Below are 20,990 nucleotides of genomic sequence, written 5' to 3'. Positions count from 1 at the left end.
GGCTCCGATCAGGCGGTGGCGCCGGTCTCGGGCGGCATGAGCGCGAAGGACATCTCTGCCTGCACGCACAGGGTGCCGTTTACGCGCCCTTCGCCGGTGGCGAAGCGGAACGGTCCGCGCGCACGGGTGAGACGGCAGGTGAGCTCCAGGGTATCGCCCGGGCGAACGGGGTGCTTGAAGCGCACCTTGTCCAAGCTCGTGTAGAGGGGCGTGGCGCCCTTGAGCGCCGGGTCGTCGCCCATGAGGACGCAGCAGTTCTGGGCGAGCATCTCGCACAGGATCACGCCGGGAACGACGGGGTTGCCCGGGAAGTGGCCCTGGACAAAGAACTCGTCTCCGGTAATGGTGATCTTGCCGTGGGCCTCGCCGTCGACGACCTCGGCCTCGTCCAGCAGGAGCATGGGCTCGCGGTGCGGCAGGATCTGCTTCAGCTCTTCGCGGTTCATGCGGCCGCCTCCTCGTTGATCTTCATGAGGCATGCGCCGTACTCGACGAGCTCGCCGTCTTTCACGCAGATGTCGACGACCTCGCCGTCGCATTCGGCGACGACCTCGTTCATGAGCTTCATAGCTTCGATCACGCAGAGCGTGTCGCCGCGGCGCACCTTCGAGCCCACCTTCACGAAAGGTTCGGCTCCGGGGGAGGGAGCGGCGTAGAACACGCCGACCATGGGCGCGGCGACCTCGTGGGTGCTCGCCATGTCAAGCGGTGCCTCGTCCGCGGGCTCGGCGTCGGTGGCGACTGCCGGAGCGGCGGGGGCAGGCACGGCAGCAGGGGCAGCAGGAGCGGCTGCGGGCGCGGCCATCATCACCGGGGCGACGGGCGCGGCCGGCGCAGGCTGCGGGGCGGTACGCTCAAGCTCTACGACGCGACCGTCTTCTTCGGCAATCCGCACGCGCGAGAGGCCATGGCGCTCCATGAGCGCGGCGACCTCGTCAAGTTTCTTAGAATCGATGTGCATAGTTAGTCCTCGTATGCTTTGAACGCCAGCGCCGCGTTGTGTCCGCCGAACCCAAGGTTCGTGGAGAGCGCCCAGCGCACCTGGGCATGTACGGCCTGGTTGGGGGTGTAATCAAGATCGCAGTCCGGATCGGGCTCGGCGTAATGGATCGTCGGCGGGATGGCTCCCTCGCGAATCGCATCGATGCAGGCGATGGCCTCGACGGCGCCCGTCGCGCCAAGCATGTGGCCGGTCATCGACTTGGTCGACGAGATATGGGCCTTGCGCGCGGCCTCCTCGCCCAGGGCAAGCTTGAAGCCGCGGGTCTCGGATGCATCGTTGAGCTTGGTCGAGGTGCCGTGGGCATTGATGTAGAGGCCCTCGGCCGCATCGAGGCCGGTGCCTTCGATAGCCTCGGCGATGGCGCGGGTGATGCCGCGCGACTCGGGGTCGGGGCTCGTGATGTGGTAGCCGTCGCAGGTGTTGCCGTAGCCTACGACCTCGGCCAGGATCTGCGCGCCACGGGCACGGGCGTGCTCGAGCTCCTCGAGCACCACGATGCCTGCACCCTCGCCCATGACGAAGCCGTCGCGGCCTGCGTCAAACGGACGGCAGGCGGTCTGGGGGTCGGGGTTTTTGGTGAGCGCCTTGGCGTTGGTGAAGCCTGCCACGGCCTCGGGCACGAGCGCGCCCTCGGCGCCGCCTGCGAGGATGGCGTCGGCATAGCCGTGCTTGATGGCACGGAAGGCCTCGCCGATGGTGTGGGCGGAGGTGGCACAGGCGGTCACCACGGGCAGGGTGGGGCCGTAAAGCTTCTGGCGGATGGCGATCTCGCCGGCTGCCATGTTCGCGATCATCATGGGGATCATGAAGGGCGAGACGCGACGTGCGCCGCGGGCGCGCATGGTGTCGACGTTTTCGGTGTACGAGCGCATGCCGCCGATGCCCGACCCCACGTAGACGCCCACGCGGTCGCGGTCGAAGGCGCCCTCGACGTCAAGGCCTGCCTGTGCGGCGGCCTCGTCGGCGGCAACGAGCGCGTACTGGACGAAGAGATCCATGTGGCGCGTGTTGCAGCCCAGGCGCTCGGCGCAGTCGAGGTCCTTGACCTCGCCGGCGACGGTGACCTTGAGGTCCGACGTGTCGAAGCGCGTGATGGTATCGATGCCGTTCTTGCCGGCAACGAACGCCTCCCAGGTCTCGGGAGCACTGTTGCCCACGGGCGTGACGGCGCCCATGCCGGTGACGACCACTCTGTGTTCCATGTTCAATCTCCTTTAGGAGCGCCTGACAATGGGGACGGGTCCATTTGTCAGACCGTTCGTTCCGTGACGGGAGCATGCGCGTCTGACAAATGGACCCGTCCCCATTGTCAGACAGGGGTGGCCGGAGCCTGCTACATCGCCATGCCGCCGTCGACGCGGATGACCTCGCCGGTGATGTAAGCGGCGGCGTCGCTCGCCAAAAAGCCTACGAGGGCGGCCACCTCATCGGCGCTTGCCAGGCGGCCGAGCGGAATCTGGTGCTCGTACTGCTCGCGGGCGGCCTCGGGGAGGTTGGCGGTCATGTCGGTCTCCACGAAGCCGGGAGCCACGGCGTTGACCGTGACGTTGCGGCCGGCGAGCTCGCGGGCGACGGACTTGGTGAGGCCGATCACACCCGCCTTGGAAGCGGCGTAGTTGACCTGGCCCGCGTTGCCCATAAGGCCCACGACGGAGCTCATGTTGATGATGCGGCCGCCGCGCTGGCGCATGAACTGCCGCGTGAGGGCGCGCACCATGTGGTAGGTGCCCTTGAGGTTGACGTCGAGCACGCGGTCGAAGTCCTCTTCCTTCATGCGGGCGAGGAGCGTGTCGCGCGTGACGCCGGCGTTGTTGACGAGTGTCCACACGCCGCCGAAATCGGCGATGACCTGCTTGACCGTGGCATCGACCTCGTCGGCGGAGCTCACGTCGCAGCGGTAGGCGCGCGCGGTCGAACCCAGCTCCTCAACGGCGGCGACGGTGGCCTGGGCGGCCTCCTCGTTGCCGGCGTAGATGACGGCGATGTCCATGCCGGCGCGCGCAAGCTCAAGGCAGACGGCGCGGCCGATGCCGCGGGAGCCGCCCGTCACGAGCGCACAGCGGCGCGCCTCGGTGTTCTCGGTGGTAGCCATGGGCTAGGCCTCCTTCTGCGTGTCGATGCCCAGCTCTGCGAGGACCGCGTCAAGCTGCTCGGGGGTCTCGCAGGTAAGCGCCGTCACGTCCTTGAGAGTGCGCTTCACCAGGCCGGTGAGGGTCTTGCCCGGGCCCACCTCGACGAAGGTGTCGATGCCGCGCTGCTCGAGCTCCTGGAGGGTGCGCACCCACTGGACGGGGTGGGATACCTGTTCGGAGAGCAGCTCGGCGCGTGCGGCGGCATCCTCAGCGGCGTCGCCGGCGGGGTAGGCTTCTGCCGTGCGGTTGGCGATCACGGGGATGCGCGGCGCCGCGGGGGCATGATCGGCCAGGTAGGTGGCCAAGCCCTCAGAGGCCTCGGCCATATACGGGCTGTGGAACGCGCCGGAGACGGCCACGGGCATCGAGCGGCCCTTGGCGCCGCGGACGAGCGCGTCAAGCTTCTCGAGGGCCTCGGGCGCGCCGGCGACCACGGTCTGCTGCGGGCTGTTGTAGTTGACGGGCCAGGCCTCGCCGGCCTGCTCGGCCAGGTTCTCGACCGTCGGCGCGTCAAGCTTGAGGATGGCTCGCATGGCGCCGGGATGCTTGGCGGCCGCGTCGGACATGAGTTCGGCGCGGTGGCAGACGAGCGCGAAGCCGTCGGTGTCGGTATAGGCGCCGGCGAAGGTGAGCGCGGCCACCTCGCCGAGCGAGAAGCCGGCGACCGCAGCCGGCGTCACACCGCGGGCCTCGAGCGCGCGGGCGCAGGCAAGGTCGGCGGCGAAGACGCAGGGCTGGGTGTTGGCGGTCTCGTTGAGCTCCTCCTGGGTGCCTTCGAAGCACTGGGCGCTCGTGCCGGGGCGGGCCGCATCGGCCGCGTCGAAGACGGCGCGGGCCGCAGGCTCGCGCTCAGCGAGCGCGGCGCACATGCCGGGATGCTGGGCGCCCTGGCCGGCAAAGAGGAAGGCTACTTGACCCATGCGGGGGCCTCCTTCAGGAGCTTCTCGGCACCGTTGACCAAATCGTCGACAATCTCGAGGGCGGTCTGACGCTCATGCACCATGCCGGCGATCTGGCCGCACATGAACGAGCCCTCGTCGTAGTTGCCATCCTTGGCGGCCTTGCGCAGCGCGCCGGCGCCCATCTGCTCGAGCTCCTCAATGGGAGCGCCGTCGTTTTCCTTCTTGGCGTAGGTGGTGGTGAAGGGGGTCTTGAGGCAGCGGACGGCATGGCCGGTGCGACGGCCAGTGACGATGGTCGAGATGTCCTTGGCCTTGAGCACGCGCTCCTTGTACTCCTCGGAGACCGTGCACTCGTCGGCCACCAGGAATCGGGTGCCCACCTGGACGCCCTGGGCGCCCAGCATGAGGGCAGCAGCCACACCGCGGCCGTCGCCGATGCCGCCGGCGGCGATGACGGGGATCTTCACCGCGTCGACGACCTGCGGGACGAGCGCCATGGTCGAGGCCTCGCCCACGTGTCCGCCGGACTCGCCGCCCTCGGCCACCACGGCGGTGGCGCCGGCGCGCTCGACGAGACGCGCAAGACCCACGGAAGCGACGACGGGAATCACCTTGATACCCGCAGCCTCCCAGGCCTTCATGTACTTGGTGGGGTTGCCGGCGCCCGTGACCACGACGGGGACATGCTCGTCGATGACCACCTGGGCGACCTCGTCGGCGAACGGGCTCATGAGCATCACGTTCACACCGAAGGGCTTGTCGGTCTTCTTGCGCAGCTCGTGGATCTCGTTGCGCAGCCAATCGGCGTTGGCGTTCATGGCGGCGATGATGCCGAGGCCACCGGCCTCGGAGACCGCCGACGCGAGGCTCGCGTCGGCGATCCAGGCCATGCCACCCTGAAACACGGGCTTTTCAATGCCCAGAATGTCACAGATAGCAGTATGCAGCATGTTATTTCTCCATCAGGGAGTCGACGAGCTCGACGAACTCACCCACGGTGGTGGGGTTCTGCTCGGTCTCGATCTCGATGCCGAACTCGTCCTCGCAGGCGATGACGGCCTCAACGGTGGAGAGGCTGTCCAGGCCGGCGTCGGCCAGCTTGGTGTCAAGCGTGAGCTCGATGTCGCCGGCGCCGCCGTTCTCGCGGATGATGTCGCAGACGCGGTCGAAGGTGGTGGATTCTGCCATGATGGTTCTCCTTTTTGTATCGTCCAGGCGCCCTTTGGCGCATGGGGGCAATGGTTGCGCGGCTCGACCCGCCGCGAGGGCCGCCCGAAGGGGCGAAGAGGGGCTGCGCCGGTTCCTATGCCCAGCGCAGGAGGCACGAGCCGGTGTCGAGGCCGGCGCCGAAGCCCACGATGGCGACGAGGTCGCCGGACGCAAGCGCGCCCGACCGTGCAAGGTTGTCCAGCGTGAGCGGGATGCAGGCGCTTGAGATGTTGCCGCAGGTCTCGAGCGTGCGGCCCACCTTGGCGTCATCGAGCCCCAGCCGCGAGACGGCGGCGGAGAGAATGCGCTCGTTAGCTTGATGGAACACGAAATGATCGATGTCGGCGACTTCGATGCCGGCTTCCATGCAGAGGCGCTTCACGGCGCTGCAGATGGTGGTGACGCCGAACTTGAACACGCGCTGGCCCTCCATGGCAAGTACGCTTGCCGGGCGCTCGCCCTCCTTGAAGGGGGAGTTGCCGCCGATGCCGGGGACGGCGAGGGCGCGCATATCGGGCGAGGTGGCAAGGTCCATGGCGAGCAGCCCGTCTTCGGCCGCCTCGACCACGCATGCCGCCGCGCCGTCGCCAAAGAGCACGCATGTGGCGCGGTCCTCCCAGTCGATGAGACGCGACATCTCCTCGGCGGCGATGATGAGCACGCGCTTGGCGCGTCCGCGGGCGAACCAACCGTCAGCCACGTCGAGCGCGAAGACGAAGCCTGCGCAGGCTGCGGACAGGTCGAACGCCGGGCAGGTGGCGCCGATCTGAGCGGCGACCGCACAGCCCTGGCCGGGCATGATATGATCAGAGGTGGTGGTGGAGCATACGATGAGGTCCAGGTCGGACGCTTCGATTCCGGCTGCCTCGAGGGCGCGTTGGCTCGCGGCGACGGCGAGGTCGTCGAGCGATTCGGTGCTTATGACGCGGCGCTCGCGGATGCCCGTACGGGTACGGATCCATTCGTCGCTCGTGTCGAGGAACGTCGAGAGCTCGTCGTTGGTGACGATGCGCTCGGGCAGGGCGGAACCCGTTCCGATGATACGAAAGGACATGAAAGCCCCTCCTTCTCCCCTCGATTCCGCCGGCAGCAGCTTGCCGGTCGGCCTTGCTCGCCTCCAGGTTTCCCCTGGTCTGTTGACGATAAATCAATTAATGTCAACCGTTGATACGGTATCAAACAGTTGGCCGCCGCGAATGCGCGAGGGTACAATTACGCCGAATCGTCATAGTCGCTTCACAAGCGCCTGGAGGTCACAGGCGGTGTGAGCGTCAGGGAAGGACGCAGTTATGACAACGATGAATTCGCACGAGACCGCCCGCGTCGCGGTGTGTGTGGCGCTGCTTGCGGTGAGCGCCTGGGTGAGCATTCCGCTGGGGCCGGTTCCCTTTACGCTGCAGACCATGGTTCTCGCCATGCTGCCCGTGGTGCTTTCGGGCCATCTTGCCGCATGGGCGGTCGGGATCTATCTGCTGCTGGGCGCTATCGGGCTACCGGTGTTTGCCGGGCTTGCGGCTGGCGTGGGCGTGCTTGGCGGCCCTACGGGCGGCTACCTGATCGGTTTTCTTGTCGGCGAGATTTTGGCAACGCTTGTGCGCGATGCGCGGGCTTTGCCGCATGCTGTTCGCCTGCCGCTCGCCCTCGTGCTGCTGCTGGCAGCCTCGTACGGGCTGGGTACCGCGTGGTTCGTGGTGTCGTCCGGCTCTGACGTCGCGGCGGCGCTTGCGCTGTGCGTCGTGCCGTTTGTGGTTCCCGACGTGGTGAAGCTCGCCTGCGGTGCCGCGCTGGGAACTGCGGTGCGCCATGCGCTTTCGGCGTCGCGCGGGGCGACCGCCTGAGCAAGCGCTGGCGACCGCCTGAGCAGGCGCTGGTCTGCGTGCATGCCGCCGATGATATAATGGCGCCCATGGAGGGAAGGAGCGGCGCCTGCAGGCGTCGCCCGTATAGCAGAGGGGTTTGCAATGCCTGACGAATACGAGCTTGAATACAAGGAGTTTGACGTCAAAGCGTTCTGCACGCGGCTGTGGGATGTCAAATGGAGCCTGGTGGCCATGGCGGTGTTCTGCTTCTTCATGGCGTTCTATGTGTTTGTGACGCCTCCGCAGGGCGGGCGCGGCCTGTTTCTGATTACGCCGACGAGCGGCGCCGAGGGCCTGCTCGCTGCAGTCCCGTGGTGCGGTATCGTCATGGGCCTGCTCGTGTTCTTCGGCTCCCTTGCCTCGAAGTCCCCGTGGGTGCTGGGTTGGACCGAGCCCATCGTGGGCATCGTGATGCTGCTGGTGGGCCTGTGGGCGCTCAATTTCCCGACGAGCGTCGCGCCCTTCGCGATCACCTATGGCGTTATGGGCATCGTCGTGGCGCTCTACCTGCTGCTGGTGGCGCTTGATATGTATGTGCGCGACGCGGGCCAGTGGCTTGCCGTGCTTGCCGTTGCCGGCGCGACGTGGGTGCTCGGCTTCCTGAGCCTGCTGGGTGTCGCTGGTTTTGACGGCCAGCTGGCCATCGCGGCGCTTACGTTCTTCGTGGCCGCCTGGGGCTTTGTATACGGAGCGCTCGAGCTTACGAAGAAGCCTGTCGAGGCGTAAAGGCCGCTGCGGCGTCCTAGCTGTCGTTGACGGCGGGTGAGCGTCGTGTGAGGGTCCATACAGTTCAGTTTCAAACGAGACGGGGCGTCGGAGAAGAATCCGGCGCCCCGTTTGCTATCGATGTGAAGCGATTGCCTCGCCCCGCGCACCGACGACGCAAGATGTCCCTGTCCCCATCCCTCGCCGGACCGGACAAAGTCGGTTCGCCAGCCGCATGCCCCCTCGTCCGCTCCGCCAAGGTAAGTTTACTGGTTTCATGCCTCTGCCAGCCCCTGCCAAAGTTAGTTCAACGGTTGCACGTTTCCGTCGGCCTGCCCCAAAGTTAGTCCAGCAACTACGTTTGACTAAAAATAGGGTCAAATTTGAGGCATTTTTTAGTCAATTGTAGTTGCTGGACTAAAAAACCAATGCGGTTTATGCGTCTCGCAGGCTGGCGACGACCGCTTCGGCACAGCGGATGCCGTCGGTCGCTGCGCTCATGATGCCACCGGCATATCCGGCGCCCTCTCCGCAGGGGTAGAGTCCGGGCGTGCCTTCTGCCTGACAGTCGCGGCCGCGCACCACGGTTACGGGCGAGCTCGAGCGCGTCTCGACGCCGGTGAGCACTGCTTCGGGATTCGAGAACCCGCGCAGTCTGCGTTCGAGCGCAGGAATGCCGGCGCGCAGGGTGTCGATAACATGAGGGGGGAGCGCGCTGTCTAACTCGCACCAAGTAACGCCCAGCGGATAGGTGGGCTCGATGGAGCCGCAGCCCGTGCTGGGGCGCCTCGCCAAAAAGTCCCCGACCAGCTGGGCGGGCGCACGATACGCCCCTCCTCCCAGCTCAAAGGCTCGATGCTCGCAGGAGCGCTGCAGCGCGACGCCGGCGAGCACGTCTTTGCCAGGGAGGTCGTCGGGATTGATGTTGACCAGCAGCGCCGAGTTCGCATTGACGCCGTCACGCGCATAGAGGCTTGCGCCGTTGGTGACCACGCCACCCGCCTCGGACGCGGCTGCGACCACCTGGCCGCCCGGGCACATGCAGAACGAGAACAGGCTTCGGCCGTTGGGAAGATGCGCCACGAGCTTATAGGGGGCAGCGCCGAGCGCCTTGTGGCCGGCGGCAGGTCCGTACTGCGCCCGATCGATATCGGCTTGCAGGTGCTCGATGCGCACGCCCATGGCAAACGTCTTGCGGCGCAGGAGGACTCCTCGCTGCCGCAGCAGCTCAAATACATCGCGGGCCGAATGTCCGCAGGCAAGTACGAGGCGGTCGCAGGCAATGCGTTCGGTTTGCACCGCGCCCGGGTTGCCAGCGTGCGGGTCGCGAGTTTCCACCACGATGCCTGTCACCTGCCCGGATGTTCCGCCGCTGCGCTCGATGTCCACGAGGCGCGTGCGATGGCGAATCTCGCCGCCCAGGTTTCGGATGCGCTGCGCAATGGTCTCGACCACCTGCGGAAGCACGTCCGATCCAACGTGGGGCTTGGCGTCCCAAAGAATCTCGCGCGGGGCTCCGGCCTCTACGAGCGTCTCGAGAATCAACCGGTGAGCGGGATTTTTGGTTCCGGTGGTGAGCTTGCCGTCCGAGAACGTGCCGGCGCCTCCTAGGCCAAACTGAATGTTGCTCTCGGTGTCCAGTTCCGCCGTGGAGGTGAAGTGGTCTATGGCCTCTGTGCGGCGCGTCGCGTCGTCTCCGCGCTCGATGAGCAGCGGTTCAAGACCCGCCTCGGCAAGGGAGAGCGCGCAGAATAATCCGGCGCAGCCCGCGCCGACGACGACCGGCCGGCGCGTCGGGGGGCAGGGGAGCGGGGCGGGAAAGCTCGGCTTGACGTTCTCGATGATACGAATGCGCCGTTGCTCCGAGGCGGAGGCGCGCTTGACGATCTCGTGCTCGTCGAGGCTATCGATGAGCTGAAGGCGGATACTCAGCACGAAGTGGACGTGGTCTTTCTTGCGTGCATCGATCGATTTGCGATGGAGCTCGATAGAGGCGATTTCGTGCGGCAAACATTTGAAAAGGCCCACCACGTCGCGCAGCCCTACCGCCAGGCAGCTGTGCTTACCTAGACCTTGTGCGAGGGTGGCGGGGATGTCGGTGACTTCGATCACGGCGGTCCTTTCGTGGCGAGGCGGCAGAAGACGGGCCGGGCGGCCCCTGTCCAAAGCGGCATACGTCTCCCGTCCTTCTGACGAAGGCCAGAAGATGAGACGCTGCAAGTGTTCCTCTGGTTGTACCCAGTTTGACAGCGCCGCCCTCTCGTAGCCGGGCACTTGTGTATGAGCGGCGGCTACAGCGGGCTGGACGGTGCTTTGGGCCAGCCTTAGCCCCGCGTGGCCGCCTGCGCTGCCGACTCGCCGGCGCGTTTGCCAGAAAGCCATGCCCAGGCGAGGTTGAAGCCGCCGCAGTCGGCGTCCATGTCAAGTGCCTCGCCGCACGCAAAGAGGTAAGGCGCGGCGCTGGAGCTTATGCGAAGCGAAGGAACGTCGACGGCTTCGAAGGGGATGCCGCCCGCGCGCACCTGGGCGACGCGCTCGTCGGCGGTCCCCTGGACGCGCAGCCGTATCGTCGTCGTGCCGAGTTCGGTGAGAAGCTCGGCGAGGGGGCGGGCGAGAAAGCCGTCGTACCAGGAAGGGTTGCCAGGCGTCAAAGGCGCGAGCGCGCTGGCACGCCGGGACATCAGGCTGTCAAGCTCCTCGGGGCTGAACGTGTAGAACGGGTCAAGGACCACCTCGTCGCCGGGAAGCGCCCGTCGCGACAGGTCGAAGGCGACGATGCCCGAGACACCGTAGGGGCGGAAAAGCACCTCGCCTGCCTCGCGCCATGTCTCGATGCCGTCGTGCAGCAGGGTGAGGCGTGCGTCGACGCGCAAGCCGTCGAGTGCGGCAAGGGCGCGGCTGCGGTCGTCGATCGAGCAAGCCACCGGACAGAGGACGGGGCGCTCCTCGATATGGGGCAACCCGAAGCAAGAAGCCATCGCCAACGACGATCCGCCGCAAGCGATGATGACCGACCGTGCGGCGACGGTGTGGCGTACGCGTGGCGTCTGCTTGAGGTCGCGGCGGCGGGCGCGCAGGTCGGCATGGAAGTCGCCGCCGCGCTTGCCCCGCAGGGGCCGCTCCGGACCCTCAACGACAAGATTCCAGGCGCCCTGTCCTTCGGCTCCTCCGGCCGCGCGTTCATATGAAGCCTCGACGAGGTCGAGTCCACAGCAGAGCTCGACGCCCTGGCGTGCACAGGCCGCGAGCAGCGCGTCGCGCACCGATTCGGCGCGGCGGCTGAAGGGGTAGAGACGGTCGTCTATGCTGCAGGTCACGATGCCCCAGGCATCGGTGAGGTCTGCGACCTCGCGCTCGGGGTCGGGACCCATGACGGCGCGGGCGACGTCGGGATGACGATACCGCGCCGGGTCGAGGTTCGTATTGGAGAGATTGCACCGGCCGTTGCCGGTGGCAAGGATCGGCAGCCCACAGAACACGTCGCGCTCGAGCACGGCGACCCGGGCACCCGCTCGCGCCGCACAGAAGGCGGCGGCGAGGCCCGAGGCCCCGCCGCCAATCACTGCGACGTCGTACGTCGCAGACACATCGATGGGAATGTCGCGGCGCCCCACCGCTACGCCTTCGTGGCGTCGGCCGTGTCGTCTGCGGCGGGGGTGAACCCGTCGGCGACCTCATGCGGCTCGATGGCCTCGCAGGCAGCGATGGCGTCGGGCAGCAAGTCGGACGGAAGCGCGCTCTCGATCTGGCCGGCGTCGCATGCCGCGGCAAGCGACGGGTCGATCGGCAGACGACCGAGCACCTTGACGCCGTAGCCCTCGGCTACCTGGTCGAGCTTGCTCGTTCCAAAGACCTCGATCTTGCGGCCGCAGTCGGGGCAGGTGATGTAGCTCATGTTCTCGATGACACCCAGGATGGGCACGTTCATCTTGTCGGCCATGTTGACAGCCTTCGCGACGATCATGCTCACCAGGTCCTGCGGGCTCGTGACCACCACGATGCCGTCCACGGGCAGCGACTGGAACACGGTGAGTGCGACGTCGCCCGTTCCCGGAGGCATGTCCACAAGCAGGTAGTCGAGCGGACCCCACGAGGTGTCGCTCCAGAACTGGCGAATGGCGCCGGCGATGACTGGTCCGCGCCACAGCACGGGGTCGGTCTCGTTTTCAAGCAGCAGGTTCGACGACATGACCTTGATGCCCGTCGAGGAGACCTCGGGCAGCAACAGCTTGCCCAGGCCGCTTGCCCGGCGTCCGCTCATGCCCACCATCTTGGGGATGGACGGACCCGTGATGTCGGCGTCCAGGATGCCGACCGAATTGCCGCGACGCGAGAGCTCCACCGCGAGGGCGCCCGTGACGAAGGACTTGCCCACGCCGCCCTTGCCAGAGAGTACCGCGATGACGCGCTTTACCTCGGAGAGGCTGTTCTCTTCGAACTGCTGCGGAGACGCGGGGCCTCCCGCAGCCTGTGCATGCTCACATCCCATGAGGATCCCTTCTATGCCGGCCCCGATGCCAGGGCGGGTTTGTACGGCCCTTATTGTACCCACAAGCCGTGTGCCGCCGGCGGGGTCTGCTGACAATATCGTTGAGGCGCGGCGGCGCCCGACAGCGCTACTGAACCTTCTCGGCGAAGTTGAGGTATTGCATCTTGCGCAGGTCGTCGATGGTGCTGCTGTAGAAGCTGTTTGCATCGAGTGCCTGGCAGATGCCGTCGGCGCCGCGGTAGCCCAGCGCGTTGAGCGACGTTACCGAGGCACGCGTTGCAAGGGTCGCCTTCTGCTGGTCGGAAAGCGGAGCGCCAATGTCATACAGCAGTTGGGCACCGAGTGCGTTGGCCCCCAGCTCGTCCCAGGCGCTCACCTGGTCGTTGCCGGCGACATCGTAGTTCGCCCATATGATGTAGGTGGACACGAACTCGCGCCACGAGTGAGAGAAAGCGTCCTCCCCGGGATAGAGGGCCTCGTTGAGAGTGGGCCCGACGCTTGGCTGATGATCGCCGAAGAACACGAGCACCACGGGGCGGCCGATGGTGCGCAGCTCGTTGATGAAGTACTCAAGGTCGCGATCGGACGCCTGGATGCAGGCGAGATAGGTGTTGAGGCTGCTCAGGGTATCCGGGTCTGTGATGCCTTCGGGAGCAATGCCAAGCAGGTCCTCCTCGAGTACGGTGCCGGCGTCGTAGCCGCCGTGGTTCTGCATGGTCACGTTGAAGATGAACTGCGGATCGGGGTCTTCGCGAAGCATCTGGAGGATGCGGTCATAGCAGGTGCGGTCCGAGGGGCCGTAGTGGTACCACGTGGCGTCGGGGAAGTCGTCGATGGTGAGGAAGGTGTCGAAGCCCATCTGGTTGTACACGTTGCTGCGGTTCCAGTTGCTGCCCAGCTGGGGATGGATGGCGGTCGTCTTGTAGCCCAGCTCGTCGAATTGCTGCGCGAGGTTGCTCACGTCGGAGAAGTCATAGAGCTGGTAGGGATATTTGCCACTGCCGACAAAGGCCATGGAATTGCCGGTGAGAAACTCGAACTCGGTGTTGCAGGTGCCGCCGCCCACCACCGACGACATGAGCGCGCCGCGCTGCAGCGTGTCCCCGAGCGAGTTGTAGAAGGCGGGGCCGGTATAGCCTGCGGCGCGCAGTCCCTCGTAGATCGACAGGTCCGAGAAGCTTTCGTTCATGATGGCAACCACGGCGGGTTTCATCTCGTTGAATTGGGCTTCGGCCGCCAGGCGGGCCTCCGTCGCGCCTGCGGTAAGGTCGAAGCTCTGCACATAGGCGTCCTCGATGTCCTGTGCCTCGTCGGCGTCGTAGCCCTCGGACTCCTCGATGGGGAGGTCCTGGAGCACCGCGAGAAAGCTTGGGATAACACCTTTCTGCATATACGTGAACTGCGGCATCCAGACGTCGTAGGTAAAGTCGAGCGCCTCTTCGACGTCGACGCTGTTGTACAGGCCGAGCGCTCCGGCGACGACCAGGCCGCACGCACAGAGGTTGCCCGCGATGTTCGCGCCAAGGACGCGTCGGTTGCGCGGACGGCCGGGATGGATGAAGGAGAGCAGGCACAGGGCGAGCGCGAACAGTGCGAGGGCGAAGATGATGTGGCGACTCAGCTCGTAGGTGTAGTTGCCGCTCACCGCCGCCGCGGTGCCGATCGCCAGCAGGTCGCTCGGAAGGATCGCCGCAGACTTGAAGCGCAGCACGAAGTGCGAGGCAATGCCAAACGCAATGCAAGCAAATGCGACCAGGCAGGGAAGGACCCCGGTTCGCTGCCCCAGGAAATAGAGGGCGACCATGGCGGCGAGCACCACGCCGACCGCAAAGAGGATGAAGCTCACGGGAATCTGGGCCCCGACGCGGTTCCAGGAGCCCTCGAGCGCCGCGACCGAGAGCGCCGCGGCCAGCACGAGCAGCACCGCGTCGCGTCCCGCGCGCAGCAGGTGTGAGGCGACGCCGGCAAGCTCGTCGATGCGATGGAACACCCGTCTGCGTGCGAGGGTGATGGCCCCACAGCCGCCCACGGCGACCGAGTAGGCGACAAGGTCCGCCGCGCTGCAGGTGTCCATGACGAGCCCCATGGCGCACCAGACGCCCACAAAGCCAAGAAGGGCCGCAAACGGCAGCGGCCACAAGATCATGCCCGGCGTAATGCCGCGCCCGGTAAGGTGTGAGCGCACAGCGACCGCCGCGACAAGGGCGACGAGCAGGACAAGCGCGGTGAAGGGGATGGCGGCGTATATCGTGGGTGCAGCGTCGGTCATAGCTACCTGGTCTTCAATGGGGGCAAGGGCGTCGACGTGTCGGCGGGCAACGCGCCTTACCGTTGGGTTACCAATATAGTGAAAAAGCCTAACACAAGGGGGTCCATGAGACCTGCGAGCCCGTTGTGCGGAAGGCGAGCATACCGTGCAAAACCCATGGTGGACGCTCGGAATTCGAACACGTGTCCGCATGGCGCGGTAACGTTGCGCTAGACTACAGGATTGCGAGAATCGACCTTTTCAAACCCTTTTTCAAGGAGCATCCATGTCAGATTCCTCAATCGTCATCCGCGGCGCACGCGAGCACAACCTGCGCGATGTCGACGTCGAGATACCCCGCGACAAGCTCGTCGTGATCACCGGCCTTTCCGGTTCGGGCAAGTCGAGCCTCGCCTTCGACACCATCTACGCCGAGGGTCAGCGCCGCTATGTGGAAAGCCTTTCCAGCTACGCGCGGCAGTTCCTGGGTCAGATGGACAAGCCCGACCTGGACTCCATCGACGGTCTGTCGCCGGCGGTGTCCATCGACCAGAAGACGACCTCTAAAAATCCGCGCTCCACGGTGGGCACGGTCACCGAGATCTACGACTATCTGCGCCTTCTGTTCGCGCGCATCGGCACGCCGCACTGCCCCGAGTGCGGCCGCGAGATCGAACGCCAGACCACCGACCAGGTGGCCGACAAGATTCTAGAGGCCGGACAGGGGAGGCGCGCCTTCGTGCTTGCCCCCGTGGTCACCGACCGCAAGGGCGAGTTCGCCAAGCTTTTGGACGACCTGCGCAGCGAAGGCTTCTCCCGCGTACGCATCGATGGCGAGGTGCGCTCGCTCGACGACCCCATCGAGCTCGACAAGAAGTTCCGCCACACCATCGAGGTCGTGGTCGACCGCATCGTGATTCGCGAGAATTCGGTGGGCCGTGTGGCCGAGGCCGTAGAGCGGGCCACGCAGCTTGCGAACGGCCGCGTCGGCGTGTACCTGCTGCCCGACCGCGAGGCTCCCGAGGGCACCGAGGGCGAGCTGCTCATGTATTCGCTTGCGCTCGCCTGCCCGGAGCACGGCCATTCCATCGACGACCTGCAGCCGCGCGACTTTTCGTTCAACGCGCCCTACGGCGCCTGCCCGGAGTGCGACGGTTTGGGCTTCAAGAAGGTCGTGGACGCCGAGGCCCTCATCGAGGACCCGAGCCTTTCGATCGAGGATGGCGTGTTTGGCAGCTTCTTTGGCAAGTCGAACTACTATCCGCAGATCTTCCGCGCGCTGTGCAAGCACCTGAAGGTGGACCCGAAAACCCCGTGGCGCGACCTGCCCGCCCGCGTGCGCAAGGTCTTCCTGGATGGCTTGGGCGACAAGAAGATGCGCGTGGACTACCACACCCAGGACGGGCGTGACACGCATTGGTTCACCAAGTACTCCGGCGTGCGCAACATCCTGTTCGAGCGCTACACCGAGACCACGAACGAGAACACGAAGGCCCGTCTGGAGAAGTTCATCCGCGAGGAGCCCTGTCGCGCCTGCCACGGCGCACGCCTGCGCCCCGAGATGCTCGCCGTCACGGTGGGCGGCAAGTCCATCTACGAGGTATGCTGCCTCAGCTGCCGCGATTCGCTCGACTTCTTCGAACATCTGGAGCTCACCGAGCGTCAGGAGTTCATCGGCGGTCGCATCGTGAAAGAGATCGTCGAGCGTCTGCGCTTTCTTGTGGACGTGGGCTTGGACTACCTCACGCTCGATCGCGCCTCGGCGACGCTCTCGGGCGGCGAGGCCCAGCGCATCCGCCTGGCAACGCAGATCGGTGCCGGCCTCATGGGCGTGCTCTACATCCTGGACGAGCCGTCTATCGGCCTGCATCAGCGCGACAACGAGCGCCTTATTGCGACGCTCGAGCGCCTGCGCGACATCGGCAACACGGTCATCGTGGTCGAGCATGACGAGGACACCATCCACGCGGCCGACTACGTGATCGACATGGGACCCGGCGCCGGCGAGCACGGTGGCAAGGTGGTGTGCGCGGGCACCCCCGAGGAGATCATGGCCTGCCCGGATTCGCTTACGGGCGCCTACCTCACCGGGGCGCGCATGGTGCGCCTGCCCGACGAGCGTCGCCGGCCCGGCCGGGGATGTCTCACCATCAAGGGGTGCCGCGCAAACAATCTGAAGAACGTGACGGCCAAGATCGAGTTCGGTACGTTCACCGTGGTGACCGGTGTTTCCGGGTCCGGCAAGAGCTCCCTGGTGACCGACACGATCGCGCCGGCGCTCACCAACGCCATCCATCATTCCACCCGTCCGGTGGGTCCGTACCGCTCGATTGAGGGGCTGGAGCAGATCGACAAGGTGATCGATATCGACCAGACGCCGATCGGCCGCACGCCTCGTTCCAATCCTGCAACCTACATCGGTCTGTGGGACGACCTGCGGGCACTCTTCGCCTCGACGCCGGAGTCCAAGGCGCGCGGCTACAGCCCGGGACGCTTTAGCTTCAACGTGAGCGGCGGCCGCTGCGAGGCGTGCAAGGGTGACGGCCAGATCAAGATCGAGATGCACTTCCTGCCCGACATCTACGTGCCGTGCGAAGTGTGCGGCGGCAAGCGCTACAACCGCGAGACGCTTGAGGTCACCTACCGCGGCAAGAACATCTCCGACGTGCTTGACATGAGCGTCACCGAAGCGCTGGCATTCTTCAACAACATCCCCCAGATCAAGCGCAAGCTGCAGACGCTCTACGACGTGGGCCTGGGCTATGTGCGCCTGGGCCAGCCGGCGACGACGCTTTCTGGCGGCGAGGCGCAGCGCGTGAAGCTCGCCAAGGAGCTGCATCGCAAGCAGACGGGCAAGACGTTCTACATTCTGGACGAGCCCACCACGGGACTGCACTTCGAGGATGTGCGCCAGCTCATTGACGTGCTTCAGCGCCTGGTCGATGCTGGCAACACGGTGCTCGTCATCGAGCATAACCTCGATGTGATCAAGGTCGCCGATCGCATCATCGACCTGGGGCCTGAAGGCGGCGACGGCGGCGGACGCATCGTGGTCGCGGGCACCCCCGAGCAGGTGGCCGCTTGCCCCGAGAGCTATACGGGCCGCTTCCTGGGACCCATCCTTGAACGAGACCGCGCACGGCAGGCGAACTAACCGGGGCGGTATCCCGTAGCACCCGACCTTGCCCTTCGCTTGTCGGGCGCCGCACTCGGCCTTCCCAGGCACCGCATCTCGTCCCTCAAGTCTTAGGGCGCCGCGCGCCAGGCGTGCGCCCTCGGCCTTCCGTAGCACCCGATCTTGCCGTTCAATCGTCGGTCGCCGCACGCAAGGCGTGCCCCTCCTCTTTCACGGCAATCTCGGGCACTGCGGAAGGCCGATTTCTTTGTAGGGGGTCGTTCCGGCGGCCTCTCTAGATGCCGCATGTCAGGTGTGTCCCACGAAGCGTGGGCTCCTGGCGGAGCGGGAAGCAGCGCCATGCGATACGTGTGGAGCAAAACTGAGCGTCGGCGACCCTATGTTTCGCCGACGCTCAGTTTTGTTTCAGATTCGAGGCTGATTCCGGGACATTACTGAGCGTTGACGAATCGTCGGCAAGCGCGCGCCGGGGGTGAACCGGACTCATCGTGGGTCACGCTGTTCTGCTGTGGGGCAGCTGTCTTGCGGACGCGTGCTCGGGATCGATCATGCCTGGTAGGTGCCTCCGCAGCGCACGATGGATTCGTGCACCAGGACGTCCATGGCATCGATGGTGCCGTCGGGCATGGTGCGGTAGCGGTTGAGCACCGAGAGCTCGGTACAGGCAAGGATGATGCGGTCGCAGCGGGCGCTCTCAAAGAAGCTCAGCACGCGCTCGAGCTTGTCGAGGCGCGGCGTGCGTCCCGCTTTCACGTCGTCGTAGATGAGCGACATGACATCCGCCTGTCGCTCGGGCGAGGGGTTGACCGCCTCGACACCTGTGCGCTCGCATTCGCGCGCGTACACGCCCGCCTGCACGGTCCCGTCGGTGCCCATGATGCCGATGCGGCACACGTCTCCGCCTTGCACGGCAAAGCGCACCGTCTCGCGTGGCATGTGGATGATGGGAATCTGGGTGAAGCCCTGGATGGTGTCGTAGTAGTAGTGAGACGTGTTGCAGGGGATGGCGATGACGCTGGCCCCGCAGGCTTCCAGCCGACGCACGCAGTCGTGCATGCAGGCAAGGATGGGCTCATGGTCGCCCGACTGGATGGAGGCGGTGCGATCGGGCATCGAGGCGCATGAGAGAATCACCATGTCCAGGTGTTCTTGGTCCGATGCCGCGCGCGTATGTTGAATGACCTGCTCGTAGAAATAGGCGGTGGCTTCGGGGCCCATGCCGCCGATTACGCCGAGTGTCTGTTTTTCCATGCGGAATGCTCCGTTCACCGGGCGGTTGCGTACCATCAAATACTACCAGCAACGCCGTCGACGGCTGTGCCGAGGTTGTGAAATGCCACGTGGAGAGGGGAGTGCCGTGGGCGCGAAGGATACCAAGAAGACCAACGCGATGCGCGAACTCGAGCGAGCCGGCGTCGCCTATACCGAGCACGTTTACGAGGTTGACGAGAGCGACCTTTCAGGCGTTCACGTGTGCGCCCAGCTGGGCGAAGACCCGGGCGCGGTGTTCAAGACGCTCGTGTGCTCGACATCCTCTGGCAGCCATGTGGTGTGCTGCATTCCCGTCGCCGAGGAACTCGACCTCAAGGCCGCGGCCCGCGTGCTCGGCGAGAAGTCGCTCTCGATGGTTCACGTGCGCGACCTCGTGGGGCTTACGGGCTACGTGCGCGGCGGCTGCTCTCCCGTGGGAATGAAGAAGTCCTTTCCCACGGTGATCGACGAGACGTGCATCCTCTATGACACCATCTACGTGTCGGGTGGCCGCCGAGGCCTGCAGGTGGAGCTCGCACCCGACGACCTCGTTCGCGTGACGGGTGCCCAGGTGGCGGCCATCACGCGGGAGTAGCGTCTTCTGGGGCGCTGCTGCATTGCGACGCGGTTGCCCTATCGCCGCCGCGCTATCCTGTTTGTGTGGCGTTTGGCGCATCCCTGCGCTCATTTACTACAATGCTTCCCTGTTAACATGCCAGCTCACGCGGGGGACAGAGCCTGGCTTGCCCCGCGTTATTCGAGAATCGAGACGCTCATGCTACCTGCTGCTCCTGACGAGCGCGACCTTCCGCGCCTGCTTCAGCCGGTGATCGTTGGATCGGACTTTAGCTGCTACGCCTTTGTGCGCTGCTTCCAAGAGGCGTATGGGGTTCGCTCCATCGTGCTGGGCTCCGCCGACGTGAAGTCGGTGTCGCGCAGCCGTTTCGTCGACTACCGCGTGGTGCCCGACCTCGACCAGGCCGACGCCATGGTGCCGCTGCTCATGGACATGGGCGCGCACCTTATCGACCAGGGCAAGATTCCGTTCCTGGTGGGCTGCGGCGATCACTACGCACGCCTCATCTCGCAGCACAAGGGGACGCTTCAGGAGCGGTTCCATGTGCCATACATCGACTTCGACCTGCTCGACGAGATCACGCAGAAAGAGAACTTCTACAAGATCTGCGACGAGGTGGGCATCCCGTATCCCCGTACGGTCTTTTTGGACTGCGCCGACCCCGCCGCCACGGTTGACGACGGTGGATTCTCCTACCCGCTTATTGCCAAGCCGTCCAACTCGGCCGCGTATCACTATGCGGAGATTCCCGACAAGAAGAAGGTCTTTCTGGTCCATGACCGCGACGAGCTCACGCGCATCTTCGAGAGCCTGCAGGCCTCGACCTACGATCGGTCGCTCATCGTGCAGGAGTTCGTGCCGGGCGACGACACGCAGATTCGCATCCTCTCGGCATATACCGACGCCCAGGGCAACCCGGTTTTCATGTGCGGCGGCCGCGTGATCCTGGAGGACCATGCGCCGGGAGCCATCGGTAACCCGGCGATCATCATCCCGGAGCGCAATCGTAAAGTCATGGAGGATGCTCTGCGCTTCATGCGCCATGTGGGCTATCACGGCATGGCCAACTTCGACGTGAAGTTCGACGAGCGCGACGGGTCGTACCGCTTCTTCGAGATCAACACGCGCCCCGGCCGCAGTTCGGCATTCGTGCGCCAGGCGGGCGTGAATTTTGCCAAGGTCATGGTGGACGACCTGGTGCTGGGCAAGTCCCAGGGCGAGCTTTCCGCCGACGAGCCCTTCGTGTACACCACGGTTCCGCCCTACGTGGTGCGCCGCTCCGTGGCCGATGACGCTCTGCGCACCCAGGTGCTCGGCGCGTTTCGCGATGGCACCGCGGCCTTCCCGCTGTATTGGAAGCGCGACAGCGCGGTGCAGCATTTCTGGGCGAGCCTGACGTATTACCATCAGATCTCAAAGTTCAAGAAGTACGTGTGGGGGCCGGAGGCTAAAAACTACGCCTAAAAGCCGGGATGAGGC

Annotated in this window: 18 protein-coding genes; 5 read left to right on the top strand and 13 right to left on the bottom strand. The window is 65.6% G+C overall.

What is annotated here, in order from left to right; all coding sequences use genetic code 11:
• Positions 1 to 8: 8 nt before the first annotated feature.
• The 8 genes from fabZ to B5F33_RS07975 all read right to left on the bottom strand — a co-directional run bounded on the left by fabZ (position 9) and on the right by B5F33_RS07975 (position 6,300).
• Entirely contained in the window at positions 9 to 446 is a 438-nt protein-coding gene (gene fabZ / locus B5F33_RS08010; protein WP_087411279.1) for a 3-hydroxyacyl-ACP dehydratase FabZ, read from the bottom strand.
• A complete protein-coding gene (gene accB / locus B5F33_RS08005; RefSeq protein WP_087411278.1) occupies positions 443 to 961 on the bottom strand; it encodes an acetyl-CoA carboxylase biotin carboxyl carrier protein in 519 nt (172 codons plus the stop codon). The genes fabZ and accB overlap by 4 nt, the downstream gene beginning before the upstream one ends.
• 2 nt (positions 962 to 963) lie before the next feature.
• Positions 964 to 2,205 (bottom strand): beta-ketoacyl-ACP synthase II, encoded by a 1,242-nt coding sequence (gene fabF, locus B5F33_RS08000; RefSeq protein WP_087411277.1) that lies wholly within the window; start codon positions 2,203 to 2,205, stop codon positions 964 to 966.
• A gap of 131 nt (positions 2,206 to 2,336) precedes the next feature.
• Positions 2,337 to 3,095, bottom strand: coding sequence for a 3-oxoacyl-[acyl-carrier-protein] reductase (gene fabG / locus B5F33_RS07995; RefSeq protein ID WP_087411276.1), 759 nt, complete (start codon positions 3,093 to 3,095; stop codon positions 2,337 to 2,339).
• A gap of 3 nt (positions 3,096 to 3,098) precedes the next feature.
• Positions 3,099 to 4,055 (bottom strand): ACP S-malonyltransferase, encoded by a 957-nt coding sequence (locus B5F33_RS07990; protein ID WP_087411275.1) that lies wholly within the window; start codon positions 4,053 to 4,055, stop codon positions 3,099 to 3,101.
• Positions 4,043 to 4,987: an enoyl-[acyl-carrier-protein] reductase FabK gene (gene fabK, locus B5F33_RS07985; protein WP_087411274.1), complete on the bottom strand. Its 945-nt coding sequence runs from the start codon at positions 4,985 to 4,987 to the stop codon at positions 4,043 to 4,045. The genes B5F33_RS07990 and fabK overlap by 13 nt, the downstream gene beginning before the upstream one ends.
• A 1-nt stretch (position 4,988) precedes the next feature.
• Positions 4,989 to 5,225 (bottom strand): phosphopantetheine-binding protein, encoded by a 237-nt coding sequence (locus B5F33_RS07980; RefSeq protein ID WP_087411273.1) that lies wholly within the window; start codon positions 5,223 to 5,225, stop codon positions 4,989 to 4,991.
• 115 nt (positions 5,226 to 5,340) lie between these two features.
• Positions 5,341 to 6,300 carry a beta-ketoacyl-ACP synthase III gene (locus tag B5F33_RS07975; protein ID WP_087411272.1) on the bottom strand — a complete coding sequence of 320 codons (960 nt, stop codon included), beginning with the start codon at positions 6,298 to 6,300 and terminating at the stop codon, positions 5,341 to 5,343.
• A 235-nt stretch (positions 6,301 to 6,535) separates the two neighbouring features.
• Between B5F33_RS07975 and B5F33_RS07970 the strand changes: the two genes are divergently transcribed.
• Positions 6,536 to 7,084: a biotin transporter BioY gene (locus tag B5F33_RS07970; RefSeq protein WP_239284958.1), complete on the top strand. Its 549-nt coding sequence runs from the start codon at positions 6,536 to 6,538 to the stop codon at positions 7,082 to 7,084.
• Between the two features lie 123 nt (positions 7,085 to 7,207).
• A complete protein-coding gene (locus B5F33_RS07965; protein WP_087411271.1) occupies positions 7,208 to 7,831 on the top strand; it encodes a hypothetical protein in 624 nt (207 codons plus the stop codon).
• Between the two features lie 414 nt (positions 7,832 to 8,245).
• Here B5F33_RS07965 and B5F33_RS07960 read toward each other — a convergent pair whose 3' ends face one another.
• The 4 genes from B5F33_RS07960 to B5F33_RS07945 all read right to left on the bottom strand — a co-directional run bounded on the left by B5F33_RS07960 (position 8,246) and on the right by B5F33_RS07945 (position 14,568).
• Positions 8,246 to 9,922 (bottom strand): FAD-dependent protein, encoded by a 1,677-nt coding sequence (locus B5F33_RS07960; RefSeq protein WP_087411270.1) that lies wholly within the window; start codon positions 9,920 to 9,922, stop codon positions 8,246 to 8,248.
• A 212-nt stretch (positions 9,923 to 10,134) separates the two neighbouring features.
• Positions 10,135 to 11,424 (bottom strand): FAD-dependent oxidoreductase, encoded by a 1,290-nt coding sequence (locus B5F33_RS07955; protein WP_239284956.1) that lies wholly within the window; start codon positions 11,422 to 11,424, stop codon positions 10,135 to 10,137.
• A gap of 2 nt (positions 11,425 to 11,426) precedes the next feature.
• Complete coding sequence (locus B5F33_RS07950; protein WP_087411269.1) at positions 11,427 to 12,299, bottom strand: Mrp/NBP35 family ATP-binding protein; 873 nt, start codon at positions 12,297 to 12,299, stop codon at positions 11,427 to 11,429.
• Between the two features lie 127 nt (positions 12,300 to 12,426).
• Positions 12,427 to 14,568 carry an LTA synthase family protein gene (locus B5F33_RS07945; protein WP_158095342.1) on the bottom strand — a complete coding sequence of 714 codons (2,142 nt, stop codon included), beginning with the start codon at positions 14,566 to 14,568 and terminating at the stop codon, positions 12,427 to 12,429.
• Positions 14,569 to 14,833: 265 nt separating this feature from the next.
• Here B5F33_RS07945 and uvrA point away from each other — a divergent pair, with 265 nt between their 5' ends.
• A complete protein-coding gene (gene uvrA, locus B5F33_RS07940; RefSeq protein ID WP_087411267.1) occupies positions 14,834 to 17,701 on the top strand; it encodes an excinuclease ABC subunit UvrA in 2,868 nt (955 codons plus the stop codon).
• Between the two features lie 528 nt (positions 17,702 to 18,229).
• Here the strand turns inward: uvrA and B5F33_RS07935 are convergent.
• Positions 18,230 to 18,934 (bottom strand): amino acid racemase, encoded by a 705-nt coding sequence (locus B5F33_RS07935; protein WP_087411266.1) that lies wholly within the window; start codon positions 18,932 to 18,934, stop codon positions 18,230 to 18,232.
• A gap of 139 nt (positions 18,935 to 19,073) precedes the next feature.
• Between B5F33_RS07935 and ybaK the strand changes: the two genes are divergently transcribed.
• Positions 19,074 to 19,529 carry a Cys-tRNA(Pro) deacylase gene (gene ybaK, locus B5F33_RS07930; protein ID WP_239284962.1) on the top strand — a complete coding sequence of 152 codons (456 nt, stop codon included), beginning with the start codon at positions 19,074 to 19,076 and terminating at the stop codon, positions 19,527 to 19,529.
• Between the two features lie 180 nt (positions 19,530 to 19,709).
• Positions 19,710 to 20,975, top strand: a complete 1,266-nt coding sequence (locus B5F33_RS07925) for a hypothetical protein (RefSeq protein WP_087411264.1) — start codon at positions 19,710 to 19,712, stop codon at positions 20,973 to 20,975.
• Positions 20,976 to 20,990 lie beyond the last annotated feature (15 nt).

It is taken from the genome of Collinsella sp. An2, assembly GCF_002160065.1.
Classification (GTDB): Bacteria; Actinomycetota; Coriobacteriia; order Coriobacteriales; family Coriobacteriaceae; genus Limicola.
This window is presented reverse-complemented; position numbering and strand designations above follow the sequence as displayed.